General features: G+C 67.5%; 7 protein-coding genes. 3 read left to right on the forward strand and 4 right to left on the reverse strand.

What is annotated here, in order from left to right:
• Positions 1 to 141 precede the first annotated feature (141 nt).
• The 4 genes from QY325_13610 to QY325_13625 all read right to left on the reverse strand — a co-directional run bounded on the left by QY325_13610 (position 142) and on the right by QY325_13625 (position 12,362).
• Positions 142 to 8,970 (reverse strand): delta-60 repeat domain-containing protein, encoded by an 8,829-nt coding sequence (locus QY325_13610; GenBank protein ID WKZ65792.1) that lies wholly within the window; start codon positions 8,968 to 8,970, stop codon positions 142 to 144.
• A gap of 401 nt (positions 8,971 to 9,371) precedes the next feature.
• The gene (locus tag QY325_13615) at positions 9,372 to 10,157 is read right to left on the reverse strand and encodes a hypothetical protein (GenBank protein ID WKZ65793.1); all 786 of its coding nucleotides are present in this window, start codon (positions 10,155 to 10,157) and stop codon (positions 9,372 to 9,374) included.
• Between the two features lie 188 nt (positions 10,158 to 10,345).
• Complete coding sequence (locus QY325_13620; protein WKZ65794.1) at positions 10,346 to 10,975, reverse strand: hypothetical protein; 630 nt, start codon at positions 10,973 to 10,975, stop codon at positions 10,346 to 10,348.
• 703 nt (positions 10,976 to 11,678) lie between these two features.
• Entirely contained in the window at positions 11,679 to 12,362 is a 684-nt protein-coding gene (locus QY325_13625; protein ID WKZ65795.1) for a response regulator transcription factor, read from the reverse strand.
• Positions 12,363 to 12,748: 386 nt separating this feature from the next.
• Between QY325_13625 and QY325_13630 the strand changes: the two genes are divergently transcribed.
• Genes QY325_13630 through QY325_13640 form a run of 3 tightly spaced genes read left to right on the forward strand, consistent with a single transcriptional unit; the run spans position 12,749 to position 18,050 of the window.
• The gene (locus tag QY325_13630) at positions 12,749 to 15,343 is read left to right on the forward strand and encodes an ATP-dependent helicase (GenBank protein WKZ65796.1); all 2,595 of its coding nucleotides are present in this window, start codon (positions 12,749 to 12,751) and stop codon (positions 15,341 to 15,343) included.
• The gene (locus tag QY325_13635; GenBank protein ID WKZ65797.1) at positions 15,333 to 16,160 is read left to right on the forward strand and encodes a PD-(D/E)XK nuclease family protein; all 828 of its coding nucleotides are present in this window, start codon (positions 15,333 to 15,335) and stop codon (positions 16,158 to 16,160) included. The genes QY325_13630 and QY325_13635 overlap by 11 nt, the downstream gene beginning before the upstream one ends.
• 30 nt (positions 16,161 to 16,190) lie before the next feature.
• On the forward strand, positions 16,191 to 18,050 hold the full coding sequence (locus QY325_13640) for a DNA methyltransferase (protein ID WKZ65798.1): 1,860 nt from the start codon (positions 16,191 to 16,193) through the stop codon (positions 18,048 to 18,050).
• The last annotated feature ends 18 nt before the right edge of the window (positions 18,051 to 18,068 follow it).

An 18,068-nucleotide genomic window follows, 5' to 3' on the forward strand; every position in this document is an offset into this window, starting at 1 on the left:
TGCTGCGCACCCATCCGCAGCGCTCCGGTGCAGTGAGCCGGGTGCGGCGCGGCCGGTGCGGAATGGCGCAGGGATGGGTTCCGATCCGCCCCAGGGGAGCGTTCCGCGCGCCGCATCAGCGGCGCGCGGAACGCCATGCCCTCAGGGCAGTTGGGCGGCCCGTGTGCTGGTGGGCACGCTGCCGCCGATGTTCACCAGGATGGGGTCGCGGTCGTTGTCCTCGCCCACATAGCGCACCACGCCGTCCAGGTTCACGTCGTCGTTGAGGTAGCCGGTGGCGGTGTTGGTGGGCACGCTGCCGCCGATGGTGACCAGGATGGGGTCGCGGTCGTTGTTCTCACCCACATACTGCAGCAGGCCGTTGAAGGTGACATCACCCGCCCAGAGGGCATGCACAGGGAAGGCGCCGGTGATCGACTTGCGCGCGGCAGTGCCGTAGGTGGCCGTGCCGGGGTCGCTGAGGTCGAGGGGGGTGGACGATGCGGACAGGCTCACCGGCAGGGCCGCCATGCAGCCCAGGTGGTTGCGGTGCCGCACGGCCACGTAGTAGTCGCCCGGCGGCGCCGCGAAGGTGACCGGCGAGCGGCCGTCCACCTCCACGATGTCGCCATCGCGCTGCAGCAGGGCGCTGCGCGTGGCCACCACGGTGGCGTTGTTGCCGGAGGCGCGCAGCTCCAGCAGCACCCAATCCACGATGGCATCGCTGCCGGCGGCCGCCAGCACCGTGGGCGTGGTGAACTCGCTGCCGCCGCCGCTGTGCGCCACGCCAAGGGCGGTGTAGGGCTCCGTGATCGGGAGGAGGCCCGCCGTGCGGAGCGCATCGCCCATGAGCCCGGTATCGCTGTCGTAGGGGCCTTCGAGGCGCACCCTGGCCTGCAGCGCCACTTCCTGGCCTTGTGGCAGCGTGAAGGCGGCGATGCCCGCCCGCGGCTGCAGCCCCATGAAGCCGAAGCGTCCACCGACGAAGAGCCGGTCGCCGCTCACCAGCAGGGCTTCCACCCCACCGTTGGAGGCCTCCGGGTTCCACGGCGAAGCAAGGCCGTCATAGGTGCCCACCGAGCCGAGGAACCACCGCGACCCTCCGCCGATGCTGGTGAAGTAGCCGCCGGCGTAGATGCCGGAGGCGTGTGCGCCCACCCCGCTCACCTGGCTGTCCGGGTTCGGCGCCCAAGGTGATACCGCGCCGGACACCCGGTCGAGCAGGGACAGGTTGCTGCGCGGCTGGCCGTTGATGGTGCTGTACCAGCCCGCCACGTAGAGCCGGTCGCCTTGCAGGTGAAGGTCATGCACAGTGCCATCCGCATCGGCGCTCCAGGGCAGCGTGACGCCACCGCTCCGGCTGAGCGCGGCCAGGCGCGACCGGGGCGCTCCGCCGATGGTGGTGAAGGCGCCGCCGGCATAGAGCGTATCGCCATGCAGGGCGAAGTCCAGCACACTGCCATTGGCGCCGGGGTTCCATGCGGTGGGCACGCCCGTGGCGGCATCCACGCAGGCGATGCGCTCGCGGGATTGTCCGGCCAGGGTGGTGAAGGAGCCGCCCACATACACCTGATTGCCGCTGCGCACGATGGCCGAGGCCAGGGAGCTCGCTGCCGGGGCCCAGCCCGTGGCCGTGCCGTCGGAGGTGCGCAGCGCGGCCAGGTGCTGGCGGGGCTGCCCGCCCACTGCATTGAACTGGCCCGCCACATAGACCAGTGAGTCGCCGCTGAGGTGGATGTCGTACACATCGGGAAAGGACGTGTGCTGGACATTCGGATTCCACGGGAGCACCGCACCGGTGGCGGCATCGATCGCCGCCAGGTTGTTGCGCACGGCGCCACCCAAAGTCGCGAAGGTGCCGCCGATGTAGACCGCCGATCCGCTGCGGCACACCGCGCTCAGCGATGCCCCGGGCGCGGGATCCCAAGCGGTCACCGCACCGCTGGTGAGGTCCACTTCCACCGCATTCTGGCGTTGCTGTCCGCCTATGGAAGCGATGTTGCCCACCAGGTAGGCGCTGTTGCCGCTCACGGAGAGGTCGAGGACGCCGCCCAAGAGGTTCGCGTTCCACGGGGTGCTGGTGGCGGTGGTGGTGCTCACCAACGCGATGCCCATCCGGAAGTTGCCGCCGATCTGGTAGTACTGGCCGCCCACCAGCAGGTTGCCGCCGTGCAGGGCCAGTGCGTTCACAGAAGCGAATCCGCCCGAGCCGACCACCCCAGGATCCCAGCTCGTTGCCGCGCCGGTGGTGCTGTTCAGTGCGGCCAGCGCCGTGCGGGGCTGCCCGCCGATGCTGGTGAACTGACCGCCTGCATAGACGACACCGCCGGCCGCCAGCATGGTGAGCACGGCCTCATTCGGGGCGGGGTCCCAGGCCGTGGCGGCACCCGTCACGGTGCTCACCGCACCGGCGTTGGTGCGCGGCTGGCCCGCCACGCTGGTGAGGAAGCCGCCCACGTACAGGGTGGTGCCGTCCAACGCGAGGGAGAGCACGGAGGAGCCGGTGGCGCCGGGGTTCCAGCTGGTGGGCACGCCCGTGGTGGCATCCACGGCGGCGAGCCTGGCCCGCGGCTGGCCGCCCACGGTGGAGAAGGCACCGCCCAGGTACACCGTGGAGCCGGAGACCACGATGGCATTGACGCCCCAGCTGGCATTCGGGTTCCACGGGTGCAGGCTGCCGTCGGCGTTGATGCGCGCCGCGCGGTTGCGCTCCACGCCGCCGATGCGGGTGAAGAACCCGCCGATGTACCAGCCCCCGGCGCCATCGGGCACCGCCACCTCCACCGGGCCATTGGGGGCCGGGAAGGCCGGGTCGTAGGCACCATCCGTGGTGTTCACCCGGGCGCCGTAGGGCACTGCGGGTCCCAGGCGCGTGAAGCTGCCGCCGAGGTAGACGATGTCGTTGATGGTGTCGTGCGCAAGGGCGCGCACCAAGCCATTCACCAGGGGCCAGTTGGCGGCCAGGGTGACGCCGCCGCTGCTCACCGTGCCGCTGCAGGTGCAGCCGCTCACCACGTCGCCGATGGTGGCGGGGTTGCCGTCGTCGCAGGGGTCGCCGTTGTTCAGGTCGGCCAGGTAGGGGCAGGCATCCAGCCCGTCGCAGGTGCCGTCGCCGTCGGAATCGGGCGCACTGGTGCCCACGCACAGGCAGTCGGCACCGAGGGCATCGTTCAAGGTGCAGGGGTCGTTGTCATCGCACGGGCTGCCCACGGTGCCGGGCACCAAGGGGCAGCTGTCCTGCGCGTCGCAGAGGCCGTCGTTGTCGCTGTCGGGCAGCGGCGTGCCCACGCACTGGCAGCTGGGGTTCCAGGTGTCGCCGGTGGTGCAGGCGTTGTTGTCGTTGCAGGGCGTTCCCGGCAGCGCGGAGCCGCCCAGCACCCCGAGGCAGTCGAAGACCGGGGGCGGATAGTTCGCGCAGATGGAGAAGCCGCCCGCGCCGCTGCTGAACACCTTCACGTAGTAGTTCTGGAAGGGCGCCACGCTCACCGTGTGGGAGGTGCCGCTACCGCAATACACGGCGCTCCCGGGGCAGCCGTCGAACACCTCAATGCCGGTGCCGGTGGCGCCCAGCTCGGCGATGCTCACCTCGATGGCCGCTGCGCTGCCGCTGTAGAGCACGTACCACACGTCGTAGGATGCGCTGCCGTTGCAGCCGTTGGCGCCGCTCTGCGTGCTGCCCGCGGTGGTGCCGGGGTTGGCATTGGCGGGGCAGTCGCCGTCGTTGAACACGCCCAGGACCGTGGCGAAGTCGCACTCGTTGTTGGCCACCGGTGTGCTGGCGCAGATGGTGAAGTCGCCCGGCGCGGTGCTGAAGACCTTGATGGAGTAGGTGGTGTAGAGCGTGGTGGGCACGGTATGCGCGGTGCCCGTGGCGCAGTACACCGGCGTGCCGCCGCAGGCATCGAAGACCTCGATGCCGATGCCCGCCGCGGTGACGTCACCGAGGTTGACGAAGAGGGCGCTGCCGCTGCCGGAGCCCACCGTGTACCACACGTCGTGCACGGCGCCTGGGGCGCATGAGTTGGCGCCGCTCTGCGTGCTGCCCGCGGTGGTGCCGGGGGTGGCGTTCACGGGGCAGTCGGTGTAGTTGTAGAGGCCCAGGCCTGCGGCGAAGTCGCACTCGTTGTTGTACACCGGCGTGCTGGCGCAGATGGTGAAATCGCCCGGCGCGGTGCTGAAGACCTTGATGAAGTACGTGGTGTTGAGCGTGGTGGGCACTGTATGCGTGGTGCCGTTGCCGCAGTACACCGGCGTACTGCCGCAGGCATCGAAGACCTCGATGCCGATGCCCGCCGCGGTGACGTCACCGAGGTTGACGAAGATGGCGCTGCCGCTGCCGGAGCCCACGGTGTACCACACGTCGTGCACGGCGCCTGGGGCGCATGAGTTGGCGCCGCTCTGCGTGCTGCCCGTGGTGGTGCCGGGGGTGGCGTTCACGGGGCAGTCGGCGTAGTTGTAGAGGCCCAGGCCGGTGGCGAAGTCGCACTCGTTGTTGTACACCGGCGTGCTGGCGCAGATGCTGAAATCGCCCGGCGCAGTGCTGAAGACCTTGATGTAGTAAGTGGTGTAGAGCGTGGTGGGCACGGTGTGCGCAGCGCCGTTGGCGCAGTACACCGGGGTGCCGCCGCAGGCATCGAAGACCTCGATGCCGATGCCCGTTGCGGTGACGTCACCGAGGTTGACGAAGAGGGAGCTGCCGGTGCCGGAGCCCACGGTGTACCACACGTCGTAGGTGGCGCCGCCGTTGCAGCTGTTGGCGCCGCTCTGCGTGCTGCCCGTGGTGGTGCCGGGGGTGGCGTTCACAGGGCAGTCGGCGTAGTTGTAGAGGCTCAGGCCCGCGGCGAAGTCGCACTCGTTGTTGTACACCGGCGTGCTGGCGCAGATGGTGAAATCGCCCGGCGTGGTGCTGAAGACCTTGATGACGTAGTTGGCATTGATCGCGGTGGGCACGGTGTGCGCAGTGCCCATGGCGCAGTAAACCGGGGCGCCGCCGCAGGCATCGAAGACCTCGATGCCGATGCCCGTGGCGGTGACGTCACCGAGGTGGATGAAGATGGAGCTGCCGCTGCTCGAGTAGGCGCTGTACCACACATCCTGCGTGGCGCCGGCACTGCAGCTGTTGGTGCCGCTCGGGGTGGCGCCCGCGGTGGTGCCGGGGGTGGCGTTCACGGGGCAGTCGGCGTAGTTGTAGAGGCCCAGTCCGGTGGCGTTGCTGCAGTCGTCGTTCGAAGGGGGCGCGCTCACGCAGATGGTGAAGCTGCCCGGCGTGGCCGTGAAGACGCGGATGGCGTAGAGCTGGCTGGGCACCATCGGCACGGTGTGGCTGTTGCCACTGGCGCAGTAGATGCTGTTGGCGTTCACGCAGCCGTCCCACTCGATCACCTCGATGCCCATGCCGCCGGCCGTGCCGGGCACCAGGTCCACGAAGGTGCTGCTGCTGCCGCTGGCGCTCACGTAATACCACACATCGTTCGCGCTGGCGCTGCATGCGCCGCCGCTGGCGCTGGCGCCCAGCGTGGTGCCGCTGGTGGCGGAGCAGCTGCCGAAGGGCTGTGCCCCGCCCAGGTAGGTGGAGTTCGCGCAGTCGTCGTTGCCCGGCTGCACGATGCTGCTCACGCAGACGGTGAAGTCGCCGGGGGTGCTGGAGAAGATGCGCAGGTAGTAGTTCTGCCCGGGCGTCACCGGCACGGCGTGGCTGGTGCCGGCGGCGCAATAGATGCTGCTGCCGCCGCAGCTGGCCTCAACCACCTCGATGCCCAGGCCGGCGGCGGTGAGGGCGCCGAGGTCCACCTGGGCGGAGAGCGAGGTGCCGGAGTAGAAGTAGTACCAGGCGTCGGCATTGGCCGCGCCGCAAGCACCGCCGCTGGGGGTGGTGCCGGAGGTGGTGCCGGTGACGGCGTTGGCGGGGCAGTTGGCGGCCTCGTTGTTGTCGATGTACACGGCGCCGGCGCAGTCATCGTTGGTCTGGGGCGCGCTCACGCAGATGGTGAAGCTGCCCGGGGTGGCGGTGAAGACGCGGATGGCGTAGAGCTGGCTGGGCAGCATGGGCACCGTGTGGCTGTTGCCGCTGGCGCAATAGATGCTGTTGGCGTTCACGCAGCCGTCCCACTCGATCACCTCGATGCCCAAGCCGCCGGCCGTGCCGGGCACCAGGTCCACGAAGGTGCTGCTGCTGCCGCTGGCGTAGACATAGTACCACACGTCGTTCGCGGTGGCGCTGCACGCGCCGCCGCTGGCGCTGGCGCCGATGGTGGTGCCGCTGGTGGCGGAGCAGGCGCCGAAGGGCTGTGCCCCGCCCAGGTAGGTGGAGTTCGCGCAGTCGTCGTTGCCCGGCTGCACGATGCTGCTCACGCACACGGTGAAGTCGCCGGGGGTGCTGGAGAAGATGCGCAGGTAGTAGTACTGCGCGGGCGTCACCGGCACGGCGTGGCTGGTGCCGGCGGCGCAATAGATGCTGCTGCCTGCGCAGCTGGCCTCGACCACCTCGATGCCCAGGCCGGCGGCGGTGAGGGCGCCGAGGTCCACCTGGGCGGAGAGCGAGGTGCCGGAGTAGAAGTAGTACCAGGCGTCGGCATTGGCCGCGCCGCAAGCACCGCCGCTGGGGGTGGTGCCGGAGGTGGTGCCGGTGACGGCGTTGGCGGGGCAGTTGGCGGCCTCGTTGTTGTCGATGTACACGGCGCCGGCGCAGTCATCGTTGGTCTGGGGCGCGCTCACGCAGATGGTGAAGCTGCCGGGGGTGGCGGTGAAGACCCGGATGGCGTAGGTCTGGCTGGGCAGCATGGGCACCGTGTGGCTGTTGCCGCTGGCGCAATAGATGCTGTTGGCGTTCACGCAGCCATCCCACTCGATCACCTCGATGCCCAAGCCGCCGGCCGTGCCGGGCACCAGGTCCACGAAGGTGCTGCTGCTGCCGCTGGCGCTCACGTAATACCACACATCGTTCGCGCTGGCGCTGCACGCGCCGCCGCTGGCGCTGGCGCCGATGGTGGTGCCGCTGGTGGCGGAGCAGCTGCCGAAGGGCTGTGCCCCGCCCAGGTAGGTGGAGCCCGCGCAGTCGTCGTTGCCCGGCTGCACGATGCTGCTCACGCACACGGTGAAGTCGCCGGGGGTGCTGGAGAAGATGCGCAGGTAGTAGTACTGCGCGGGCGTCACCGGCACGGCGTGGCTGGTGCCGGCGGCGCAATAGATGCTGCTGCCTGCGCAGCTGGCCTCGACCACCTCGATGCCCAGGCCGGCGGCGGTGAGGGCGCCGAGGTCCACCTGGGCGGAGAGCGAGGTGCCGGAGTAGAAGTAGTACCAGGCGTCGGCATTGGCCGCGCCGCAAGCACCGCCGCTGGGGGTGGTGCCGGAGGTGGTGCCGGTGACGGCGTTGGCGGGGCAGTTGGCGGCCTCGTTGTTGTCGATGTACACGGCGCCGGCGCAGTCATCGTTGGCCTGCGGCGCGCTCACGCAGATGGTGAAGCTGCCCGGGGTGGCGGTGAAGACCCGGATGGCGTAGGTCTGGCTGGGCAGCATGGGCACGGTGTGGCTGTTGCCGCTGGCGCAGTAGATGCTGTTGGCGTTCACGCAGCCATCCCACTCGATCACCTCGATGCCCATGCCGCCGGCCGTGCCGGGCACCAGGTCCACGAAGGTGCTGCTGCTGCCGCTGGCGCCCACGTAATACCACGCGTCGTTCGCGGAGGCGCTGCACGCGCCGCCGCTGGCGGTGAGCCCCACGGTGGAGCCGGCCGTGGGCGTGCAGCTGCCATAAGGCTGCGCGCTGCCCAGGTAGGCGCTCTGGGCGCATTCGTCATTCCCCATCGGTTCGCGCACGCACACCGTGAAGGTGCCCGGCGTGCTGGTGAACACGCGGAACCAGAAGTACTGGCCAGGCTGCACGGACAGGGTGTGACTGTTGCCCGTTCCGCAATAGGTGACCGCGCCGTCGCAGTCGATGTCGCGCACCTCCACCCCGAGGCCGGCCGCCGTGCCCGGCACCAGGTCGATGAAGGCCACGCCCTGGGGGTTGGTCGCGTAGCTGTAGTACCACACATCGGCCGGCGTGCCGCCGGTGCAGCCCAAGGGGCCGCTCGACGTGGCCCCCTCGCTGGAGCCCAGCGTGGCGCTGCAGCTCAGGGTGGGTTGCGCCGCCCCCAGCCAGGTGGCCACGTTGCACTCATCGCTCACGAAGATGCCCTGGCACACGCAGCTGTTGTTCACCTCGTCATTCACGGTGCCGGGGTTGCCATCATCGCAGGCATTGCCGGGCACCAGATTGGCCAGGTAGGGGCAGGGGTCCGTATCGTCCGGGGTGCCGTCCTGATCGCTGTCCAGCGTGCCGTCCACGGTGATGTCATCGAAGGCGAGTGCGCTGCTGTTGCCCGTTTCCGTGCCGCGCCAGATGGCCCAGCGCACCTGCACCACCGGCTGGTAGTTGCAGGCGGCGGGCAGGGTGGCGCTCACGGTGGTCTTCAGCCCCGTGCCGACAGCACCGGCCTGAGAGTAGGGGTTGGAGCCGCTCGTGGGGCTGATGCTCGTCCAGCCGCCGCTGGTGCCCACGCGGTACTGGCACACCACGCCGATGGTGCGCGGCTGGGCCAGCTGGCTGTACACCGCATACTCCAGGGTGATGTCGGCGTAGCTGGTGGCATCGAAGGCCATCATCAGCTGGTTCACCCCGTTGGTGGCATTGCCGCTGGTGTTCACCGCGATGCGCCCGCTGGTGCCGAAGAGCCCGGCCGTGCCGCCCGCGGTGGGCGCGGCGGCCGTGAGCGTGGCATTGCCCGTGGGGGTGCTGGCCGCCGCCAGCGCCAGCGTGGTGGTGCTGCCGCCGTTCACGCCGTTCCATCCCTGGAAGCCGCTGGGGTAGGTGTTGAAGGTGCCGGACGGGAACGCCTCCGTGAAGGGGAGGCTCCGCGGGCTGGGGTTGGTCTGGGCCTGCGCGCAGAGCGCAGCACCGGTGAGCGCAGCCCCAAGGAGGGCCCGCAACGGCAGGGACGAGAACAGCATGGAAGGTAGGGGGTAGGGTATGGTTTTGTTGCGCCAGGCCAGGGACAAGGGCGTTGGCCGGACGCAGGGTAGGCGGAGCAAATTAGAAGAATGCTCCGTGGGCCACAAGCCCCTGCGCATTTCATGGGGCGTGCCGTGGGCCGATGGGGGCTGTGGGGCGGGCATGGCGGGAGGCTGTGCGAAGGAACCGGGACCCGCCCCGCGCGGCAAGGTGAAAAAGACGTGGTCGCCGCCGGTGGGGCGGCGGCCCCGCGAACGGAGGGCGCCGGGGCGAAGGCCATCCCATGGAATCGGCATCCGCACGGCCGTCGGCTTCCTCCTGCCCGATCCAGGGGCACGGGAACTGCGGAATGAGAAAGCCCCGGCCGTGGCCGGGGCTGCTGCGCGGGTGCCCGCTGCGCTCAGCCCACCTCCACCCTGTCGAAGGGCTCGGCGAAGATGAGCGCGGGCCGGTGGGGCGGCACGGTGCCGCGCGTCATGCGCAGGCCGTGGGGCTCGGCGCGGTAGCCGCGCGCGGTGAGGTGGTGGTGCGCGCTGTTGCCCTCCCACAGCAGTACGTGCTCCTGGATGGGGAAGTGCCAGCGCTGCAGCTCCAGGCCCAGGTCGGGGTCGTCGGCCACGATGAGGCCCTCGCCGAGCAGGGCCAGGGTGAAGCCGCGCACCGTGCCGCGCTCGGTGCAGGCGCGGCCCATGTATTCGTGCTCCAGCAGCAGCGTGCTGCGCTCCTCGCCGCTGGCCTTGCGGTCAAGGTGGATCACGCCCAGGCGCTGCGCGGGCTCCAGGATCTCGATGCCGTCCCAGGTGGCCTGCAGGAAGCGGCCGCCGGTGTAGCGCAGCAGCGGGGTGCCGGCCGCGAAGCCCAGCGCGCCCCAGAATGCGGCATCGGCGGGCGCGGCGTGCACCACCTGTCCGGTGCAGCCGGCGCGCTCCAGCGCGGCGATCAGGGCCTGCGCCACGGCTTCGCGCTCCTGCGGCCGCTGGCCGCGCAGCGCCGTGATGCGGCCGGTGCCGCCGCTCACCACGGCCGTGCCGCAAGCCTCCACCTCGTCCCAGCGCACGGCCCCCAGGGCCAGCGCGTAGGGCGTGCGCGCGCTCCAGCGCAGCCGGCCCAGGAAGAGCTCGTACTGCTCGTGCCACCAGGCGGCGGCCTGCTCCAGCTCATGCGTGAGGAGGGGACGGATCTCCATGGCAGTTGTTCTACGGAAAGTGAACGGGGCGGGATATGGGGCTTGGGTGGACCGAGGGGGGCGGGTTGGTGTGCGGGACGCGTGCAGGGCCGCCACCGGACCCGCCCCGGCATCCGCCCACCGTGCTGTGGGCGGACCCGGGGCTGAGGTCACAGTGCATGTGCGGACGCGTGTTCGTGGTGTCCGGATCAGGCGGCCTTGGCGGTGGCGCTGTCGCTCATCTCGCCGGCGCCCGCCGTGCCGATGGCCTGCACGCGGAAGTAGTAGGCCCGGTCCGTGGTGAGGCCCGCGGCCGTGTACCGGTTCTTGCTGGTCTGCACCAGCAGCTTCCACGTGCTCTCGTCCTTCGGGTCACCATCGGTGATGTACACCGCGTACATCAGGCGGCCGTACACGCCGTCCCACATCAGGTGCACCTCACCGGGCAGCTTGCCGCGGCCGGCGCGCAGGTTGGCGGGGGCATCCAGCACGCCCACCGGGCTGGGCTGCTTGCGCACGCCGAAGCCCGTGCTGGCGATCTTCTCATGGTCGCCTTCGGACTGGGCCTGCACGTAGCCGGCCAGTTCGCGCACCACATCCTGCACGTCCGCCACACGGGCGTCGCGGGTCACATGGTCCTGGCGGCCGCCGTTGTCGCGCACCGCGAGGTTGGCCTGCTCCAGCGCGTCGCACGCCGCGCCCAGGTCGGTGAGCAGGTTCGCCGGCAGCGTCAGGTTCGCGTTGCCCGTGCACTTCTCCACCAGGTTCCGTCCCTTTTCCACCAGGGCCGTGGGGGTGAGGCCGATGAGGCCCAGTTTGACGACATACACCTGTTTCATGGTGTTGGGTTGTTTTAGTGCCGGAGACATTTCCGACACGGGGCCTTATTCGATGGGTGCGCTCATCTGGTGTCGTTTTCACCTTGCGGGAATTACGTACCGCCATCTGCGTTGAATTGCGTACGGACTCTGGAAATCCGCTTCGGACGAGGCTTTCAGACGGGGTGCCGCCCCGCCGGCCCGGGTGCGGCATACGGCGCCCGGGTCTTCCCCCCCGCGGCTCGCGGCACAACTCAATAAGGTCGCGGTGCAGCTCAATCGGGTCGCGGCGCAGCTCAATCGGGTCACCTCGCAGCTCAACAGGTTCGCGACGCAGCTAAACAGGGTCCCGATGCAGCTCAATCGGGTCGCGACGCAGCTCAATTAGGTCGCGACGCAGCACAACAGGGTCACGACGCAGCTCAATCGGGTCGCGTCTCAGCTCAATTAGGTCGCGACGCAACTCAATAGGATCGCGACGCAGCTCAATAGGATCGCGACGCAGCTCTATAAGGTCGCGACGCAGCTCAATCGGGTCGCGGCGCAGCTCAATCGGGTCACGACGGAGCTCTATAGGGTCGCGACGCAGCTCAATAGGGTCGCGACGCAGCTCAACAGGGTCACGTCGCAGCTCAATTGGGTCGCGACGCAGCTCAATAGGGGCGCCGCGCAAAGCAATAGAGCAAACGGGGACGGCAAGGGGACCTTCCCACCTGAGTCGGCCTTACACCCGCACCAGCCCCAAGCGGATGGCGGCCACCACCAGGGCCGTGCGACCGCGGACGCCGAAGGTGCCGAACAGCTCGTTCACGTGGCTGTCCACCGTGCGGCCGCTGATGCGCCACCGCTGGCCCAGGGTGGCGCTGGTGTGGTCCGGGTGCTTCACCAGGCCCTCCAGCACCTCCAGCTGTCGCCCGGTGATCTGGCGCAGCAGGCGCTGCCGCTGCCGCTCGGCGGGCGTGAGGCCATCGGGGTTCTCCACCAGCAGGCGCTGGCTCTCGGGGCTGTGCACCACCACCCCCTGCAGCACGGCAGCCAGGGCCTCCAGCACCGCCTGGGTGTGGAAATGGCAGCAGAACAGGGCCCGCGCACCGGCGCGGTAGGCGCGCAGGATAGTGGCCTCGTCGTGGTGGTGCGCCAGGGCCACGGCATGCGGCCCCTGCGGCAGGGCGCCCAAGCGCTCCAGCACCTGCAGGTCGTCCTCCACCTGCGGCCGCAGCCCCACCAGCACCAGGGCGGGCGCCACCCCCTGCTCCAGCGCCGCGAAGAGCGCCTCGGCCTCCCCGCCGCTCCACACCACCCGGTAGGGTCCGTGGGCCTCCAGCCAACTGCCCAGCGCGGCACGCATCAGCGGGTGCGGATCCAACAGGGCAATGGGGTGGGGTGGGGGCTGGGTGGGGCGGGCCATGGCAACCGGGATTTACTCAAGTGTAGCGCGCGCATCGGCAGTGCGCAGGCGCCAGTTTCACGAAAGGCAGCGCGCAGCAAGGGATCGCGCGGGCTGAGACGGGATTTGTGAAGAGGGGTTTATACATTGAGCGCCCCATGGCCCCCCTCACCCCCGAACAGCAGGCCCGCGAGCGCATCGAGGCCTTACTCAGGGACACTGACTCGAGGGGAATGGCGATTTGGTTCTTGGTGGCCGGAGGCCAAGAGGCCAGCAGGCCTGTAAGCCGACAGGCCAAAAAGCCCATGGCCGATAAGCCCGAGGCTGCAGGCACAGGCCGCGCAGCGGAAAGGCCAATGGCCATCAGGCCTCAAGGCCATCAAGCCACAAGCCCCCTTGCCTGAGCCATGGCCAAGAAGCCCGACCTCCTCCAGTCCCTCTTCTCCGCCGTCGGCTTCACCCCCAACCCCAGCCAGCGCAGCGCCATCCTCCACGAGGCCGGCCCGCTCTTCCTCACCGCAGGCCCCGGCTCGGGCAAGACGCGCGTGCTCCTCTGGCGCACCGTCAACCTCCTCGTCTGCAAGGAGGTGCCACCCGAGCGCATCTTCCTGAGCACCTTCACCGAGAAAGCCGCGCACCAGCTCAAGGAAGGCCTGCGTTACCTGCTCGCGATCGCCACCAGCCAGACCGGCCGGCACTACGACATCAGCGGCATGGCGGTGGGCACCGTGCACAGCATCTGCCGCCAGATGATCACCGACCGGCGGTTCTCACCACCCGGAGCACGCCCCAACCCCGTGGTGTTGCTGGATGAGCTGACGCAGTACTTCCAGGTGACCCGTCGCGCGTGGAACCATCTAGTGGCCCCCTTGGGCAAGGAGAAACCGGAGGATGCGCAGCGCTTCCTGAACAAGACCATCGAGGATGCCGACAACGGGAGCAAGCACCTCGCTGTGCTCAGCGCCATCAAGGCCTTCAACCGCTTCGCCGAGGAGAGCATCCTACCCGAGCGGGAGCTGGCCTGCGATGATGACTGGAAGCTGATCCGCGAGGTGCATGCGGCCTACATGAACTGGCTGAACCAGGACGAGGTGCAGAAGGTGGACCTGTCCCTGTTGCAGCAGAAGGCGCTGCAGGTGCTGCAGGCCCATCCGGAGGGCACGCGCCTCTTCGACCACGTGATCGTGGACGAATACCAGGACACCAACGCCATCCAGGAGGACCTCTTCTTCCACCTCGCGGGCGGCAGCACCAACCTCACGGTGGTGGGCGATGATGACCAGGCCCTCTACCGCTTCCGCGGAGCCACCGTGGAGAACCTCGTTCAGTTCCCCGAGCGTTGTGTGCAGCGCCTCGGCGTGGAGCCCACGCGCATTGACCTCGACATCAACTACCGCTCACGCAGCCAGGTGGTGGATGTGTACACGCACTTCATCGACCGCATCGACTGGCGCAAGCAGAGCGGCCAGGGGCACTACCGGGTGCAGAACAAGAACATCCAGGCCCACCGCAAGGATCCGCTGCCCAGTGTGGTGGTCACGGAGAAGCAGGATGTTGAGGTTGTGTACGCGGAGCTGGCGGCCTTCATCAAGCAGCTCAAGGTCCAGAAGAAGATCAACGACTACAACGAGGTGGCCGTGCTCTTCCCGAGTGTGCGCCCCTACAATGGTGTGCCCAACAGGGCGGTGACCGGAATGCGGGATGCCCTACAAGTACATGGCATCCCCGTGTACGCGCCACGCGCCGGTCGCTTCCTGGAGACCGAGGAGGCCACGGTGGTGATGGGGCTACTGCGCCTGATCATCGGCACACCGCACGAGCCGGAGTGGAACAGCCCCAGCTACCAGCGGTTCCGCGCCTGGCTAAGCCGCTGCCGCAAGGAAGCGATGGAATACGTGGACAAGGACAAGCAGTTGAAGGCCTTCATTGAGGACCGCAAGGCCGAGAAGCAGCAGGCCGCCGATGACCTCACCGCCTTGCAGAAGGTGCTGCAGAAGAAGAAGTGGGCACCCAGCGATGCCTGCACCTTGGAGCATGTGGCCGCCCTCACCAAGGCCACCAACCTCAGCACGCGCGCCATCAAGGCGCTCACGAGCAAGTACTTCCGCGACATGGTGGCCAACCGCGCCAAGGCGGGCAACCCGCTCACCCTCACCTACGTGCTCAACCGCACCACGGCGCTGGACTGGAACGTGCTCGACCTCTTCTACCAGCTCGCTGGCTTCGCTCCCTTGCGGTCGTGGTTCCAGCTGGCGGAGGACGGCACGCGGGAGGACTACGACGAAGGCCCCATCTGCAACCTCGGGCTCCTGAGCCAGTACATCGGTCGCTACCAGGATGAGTTCACCGCCATCCTCACCGGTTGGTACATGCACGAGGAGCGACTGGCCAACAGCTTCTTCCGCCAGTACTGCTATGCCTTGTGGCGTTTGGGCGAGAGCGAGTACGAGAACGACGACGACCCCTTCCCGCGCGGGCGCGTGCCCTTCCTCACCATCCACCAGAGCAAGGGGCTGGAGTTCAAGGTGGTCATCCTGGGCAACATGGGGCGCCGGTTGCGCGAGCCCTCCCCCTTGGAGGTGGCCGTGCGCGACATGCTGGGCAAGGAAGGCGAGCCCCTGGATCGCCACGCCGAGTTCGATGCCATGCGCCTCTTCTACGTGGCCCTGAGCCGCGCCAAGGACCTGCTGGTGTTCGTGGACAAGAAGGGCGGGCACGTCTTCCCACCCCTCAAATGCTTCCGCGACCTGCAACTGCCCAAGCTGCACGATCTGGACATCGCCACCCTGCCACCCGCCACCGCCGAGGTGGACGACATGGGCAAGGCCTACAGCTTCACGGGCGACTACACCAGCTACCTCACCTGCCCGCGGCAGTACATGATCTTCGACAAGTACGGCTTCGTGCCCAGCCGCCAGCAGACCCGGCTGTTCGGCCACCTGGTGCACCGCACCGTGGAGGACCTCCACCAATTCCTCATCGCCCAACGCCATGGCCACTAAGAAGAAGCCCGCCGGCGATCCGATGGAGGAGCGCATCCGCGACCACTTCGAGCGCAACTACGAGCTGCTCCGCATGGAGAGCGGCCAGGTGCTCACCAACGAGCTGAAGCAGGAGGCCCTCAACCAGGTGCTCTTCTACTACCGCAAGATGAAGCACGTGGCCGAGAACGTCACGCGCACGGAGGTGCGGCTGGCCCTGCCCGAGCAGCGCACACCGCAGGGCCGCCGCTTCACCATCGAAGGCGTGGTGGACGTGGTGCAGGAGGGCGACGAGACCTGGCTGTACGACATCAAGACGCACGACCCGGAGTACGTGCGCCAGAACCCCGCCAGCTACGAGCAGCAGCTCAACGTGTACGCCCACATCTGGCAGAACCTGCAACGCCAGCCCCTGCACCACACGGCCATCATCGCCACCCAATACCCGCGGGCCATGAAGGATGCCTGGCGCCGGGGCGACATGCCCGCCTTCCTCTTCGAGTTCGAGCGCTGGGACCCGCTCATCGTCCTGCCCTTTGACCAAGGCCGCCTGGAGGAGACCCTGGGCAGCTTCGGCGAGGTGGTGGATGCCATCGAGGGCAAGCAGTTCCCACCCCGCACCGAAGAGGACCTGGAAGGCGGTGGCAAGCGCCGCTTCGCCACCCGGGTGTGCCGCAACTGCGATGCCCGCTTCAGTTGCAGCAGCTACCGGGGCTGGGCGCGAAAGCGTACCGCCAACGACCGCAGCGCCGCCAAGTACTTCAGCGACCCGGTACCCGATGCCGAGCAGAACGACTGGGTGGATGGCAACCTTGAAGCTCCATCGAATGAACCCTGAACCCGACTTTCGCAGTCCGCATTGATCCCCATGTCCCACACCAAACTCCGCCCCTCCTTCACCTTCACCGACGAGCGCCTCGCCGAGCTCAAGCGCATCGCCCCCGAAGCCTTTGCCGATGGCCGGGTGAACTGGGAGGCCCTGCGTGCCGCCTTGGGTGAGCACCTGGAGGACGACGATGCCAACGCCGAGCACTTCGGCCTCAACTGGCCCGGCAAGCGCGAAGCGCGCAAGATGGCCGGCACCCCGAGCAAGGGGGCCCTGGTGCCGCAGCCCGGCAAAGGGGTGAACGAGGACAGCACCCGCAACGTGTTCATCGAGGGCGAGAACCTGGAGGTGCTGAAGCTGTTGCAGAAGGCCTATGCCGGCAAAGTGAAGATGATCTACATCGACCCGCCGTACAACACGGGCACCGACTTTGTGTACGAGGACGACTTCACCGAGCCGCTGGAGGAGTACCTGCGCCGCACCGGGCAGGTGGACGAGGAGGGCAAGGCCCTGACCACCAACACTCGTGCCGACGGGCGCTTCCACAGCAAGTGGCTGAGCATGATGTACCCGCGCCTGCGCCTGGCACGCCAGCTGCTGCGCGATGACGGGGTGATCTTTGTGAGCATTGACGACAACGAGGTGCACCACCTAGTAACATTGATGGCAGAGGTTTTTGGCGATGAAAACAAGGAAGCGCTTGTGACGTGGCGCAGAAGGCACAATCAGCCGAATGACAAGACGAAGATGATTGGCAAAGTGGCTGAGCACATAGTAGTCTTCGCTCGAAACTCCGAGGCCTTAAAAACGCAAGGCGGATTCCAAGGGGTGCCGCTAACCGAAAAGCGGAGTGCCGAATACAAGAATCCTGATAATGACCCCAAAGGGCCATGGACATCTAATCCTTGGAAGGCCGCTAAAGGTCGGGGCGGTTCGAGGTACACGATAACAACACCGACCGGCAAGAAGTACACTGAGGTATGGTACGGTAATGAGGAATCCTTCAAGGACCTTATCAAGGAGAAGCGGGTACACTGGACTGATGAAGGTGCTGGGGTTCCTCGTATCAAGATTTACCTGACGGAAGCCATGGAAGGCGGTCAGTCTGCCATCAATTTCCTGCGACATGAGGAGTACGGCAGTAATCAGGATGCATCTGCTGAGCTTGAAGAACTCTATGACGGAGTAAAGATTTTTGATAACCCCAAGCCGACTCAACTATTGTCATCACTTTTCCACGTTGGGAGCAAGGCGGGTGATATTGTCCTAGACTTTTTCGGAGGGTCTGGCTCAACTGCTCATGCCTGTTATCGGATGATGAGCGAAGGCGCTGGTGCGCGACAATTCATAGTGGTTCAGATGCATGAACCTGTGAATGAGAAGGAGGAAAGTGGCGCCAACGCAAAGAAGTTAGGTTTTGGCACAATCTCCGAGCTTACACTGGATCGTATAAAACGGGCATCGAAATCTCTTTCAAAGGGCAAGAAAGACTTTGACATAGGTGTGCGGTCTTATGTTATGACACACAGCCACTTCCGCGCCTGGCGCGATGTGGAGGGTGCGGACCTCACCGCCTTGGAGAAGGCCTTTGCCGAGGCCGAGAGCCCCTTGGTGAAGGACTGGACCTGGGAGGGCCTGTGCACCGAGGTGATGCTGCTGGAGGGCTTCCCGCTCGATAGCCGGGTGGAGGCCGTGAAGGAGCTGAAGAAGAACCGTGTGGAGCGCATCCACCACGAGTGGCACGCCCACCGCCTGCTGGTGTGCCTGGACAAGAAGGTGGCCCCCGAGACGATCAAGGACCTGCAGCTGGAGGATGGCGACATCTTCATCTGCCTGGACACGGCCATTGATGACCAGAGCAAGTTGCGGCTGAGCGACAAGGGGATGATCAAGACGATCTGAGGCTTTGAGCGACCTTTG

Source organism: Flavobacteriales bacterium, from assembly GCA_030584065.1.
In the GTDB taxonomy this organism is placed as follows: domain Bacteria; phylum Bacteroidota; class Bacteroidia; order Flavobacteriales_F; family PHOS-HE28; genus PHOS-HE28.

Coding starts and splice junctions, on each gene's coding strand:
- QY325_13610 (WKZ65792.1), bottom strand. CDS start 8,970: ATGCTGTTCTCGTCCCTGCCGTTGCGGGCCCTCCTTGGGGCTGCGCTC.
- QY325_13615 (WKZ65793.1), bottom strand. CDS start 10,157: ATGGAGATCCGTCCCCTCCTCACGCATGAGCTGGAGCAGGCCGCCGCC.
- QY325_13620 (WKZ65794.1), bottom strand. CDS start 10,975: ATGAAACAGGTGTATGTCGTCAAACTGGGCCTCATCGGCCTCACCCCC.
- QY325_13625 (WKZ65795.1), bottom strand. CDS start 12,362: ATGGCCCGCCCCACCCAGCCCCCACCCCACCCCATTGCCCTGTTGGAT.
- QY325_13630 (WKZ65796.1), top strand. CDS start 12,749: ATGGCCAAGAAGCCCGACCTCCTCCAGTCCCTCTTCTCCGCCGTCGGC.
- QY325_13635 (WKZ65797.1), top strand. CDS start 15,333: ATGGCCACTAAGAAGAAGCCCGCCGGCGATCCGATGGAGGAGCGCATC.
- QY325_13640 (WKZ65798.1), top strand. CDS start 16,191: ATGTCCCACACCAAACTCCGCCCCTCCTTCACCTTCACCGACGAGCGC.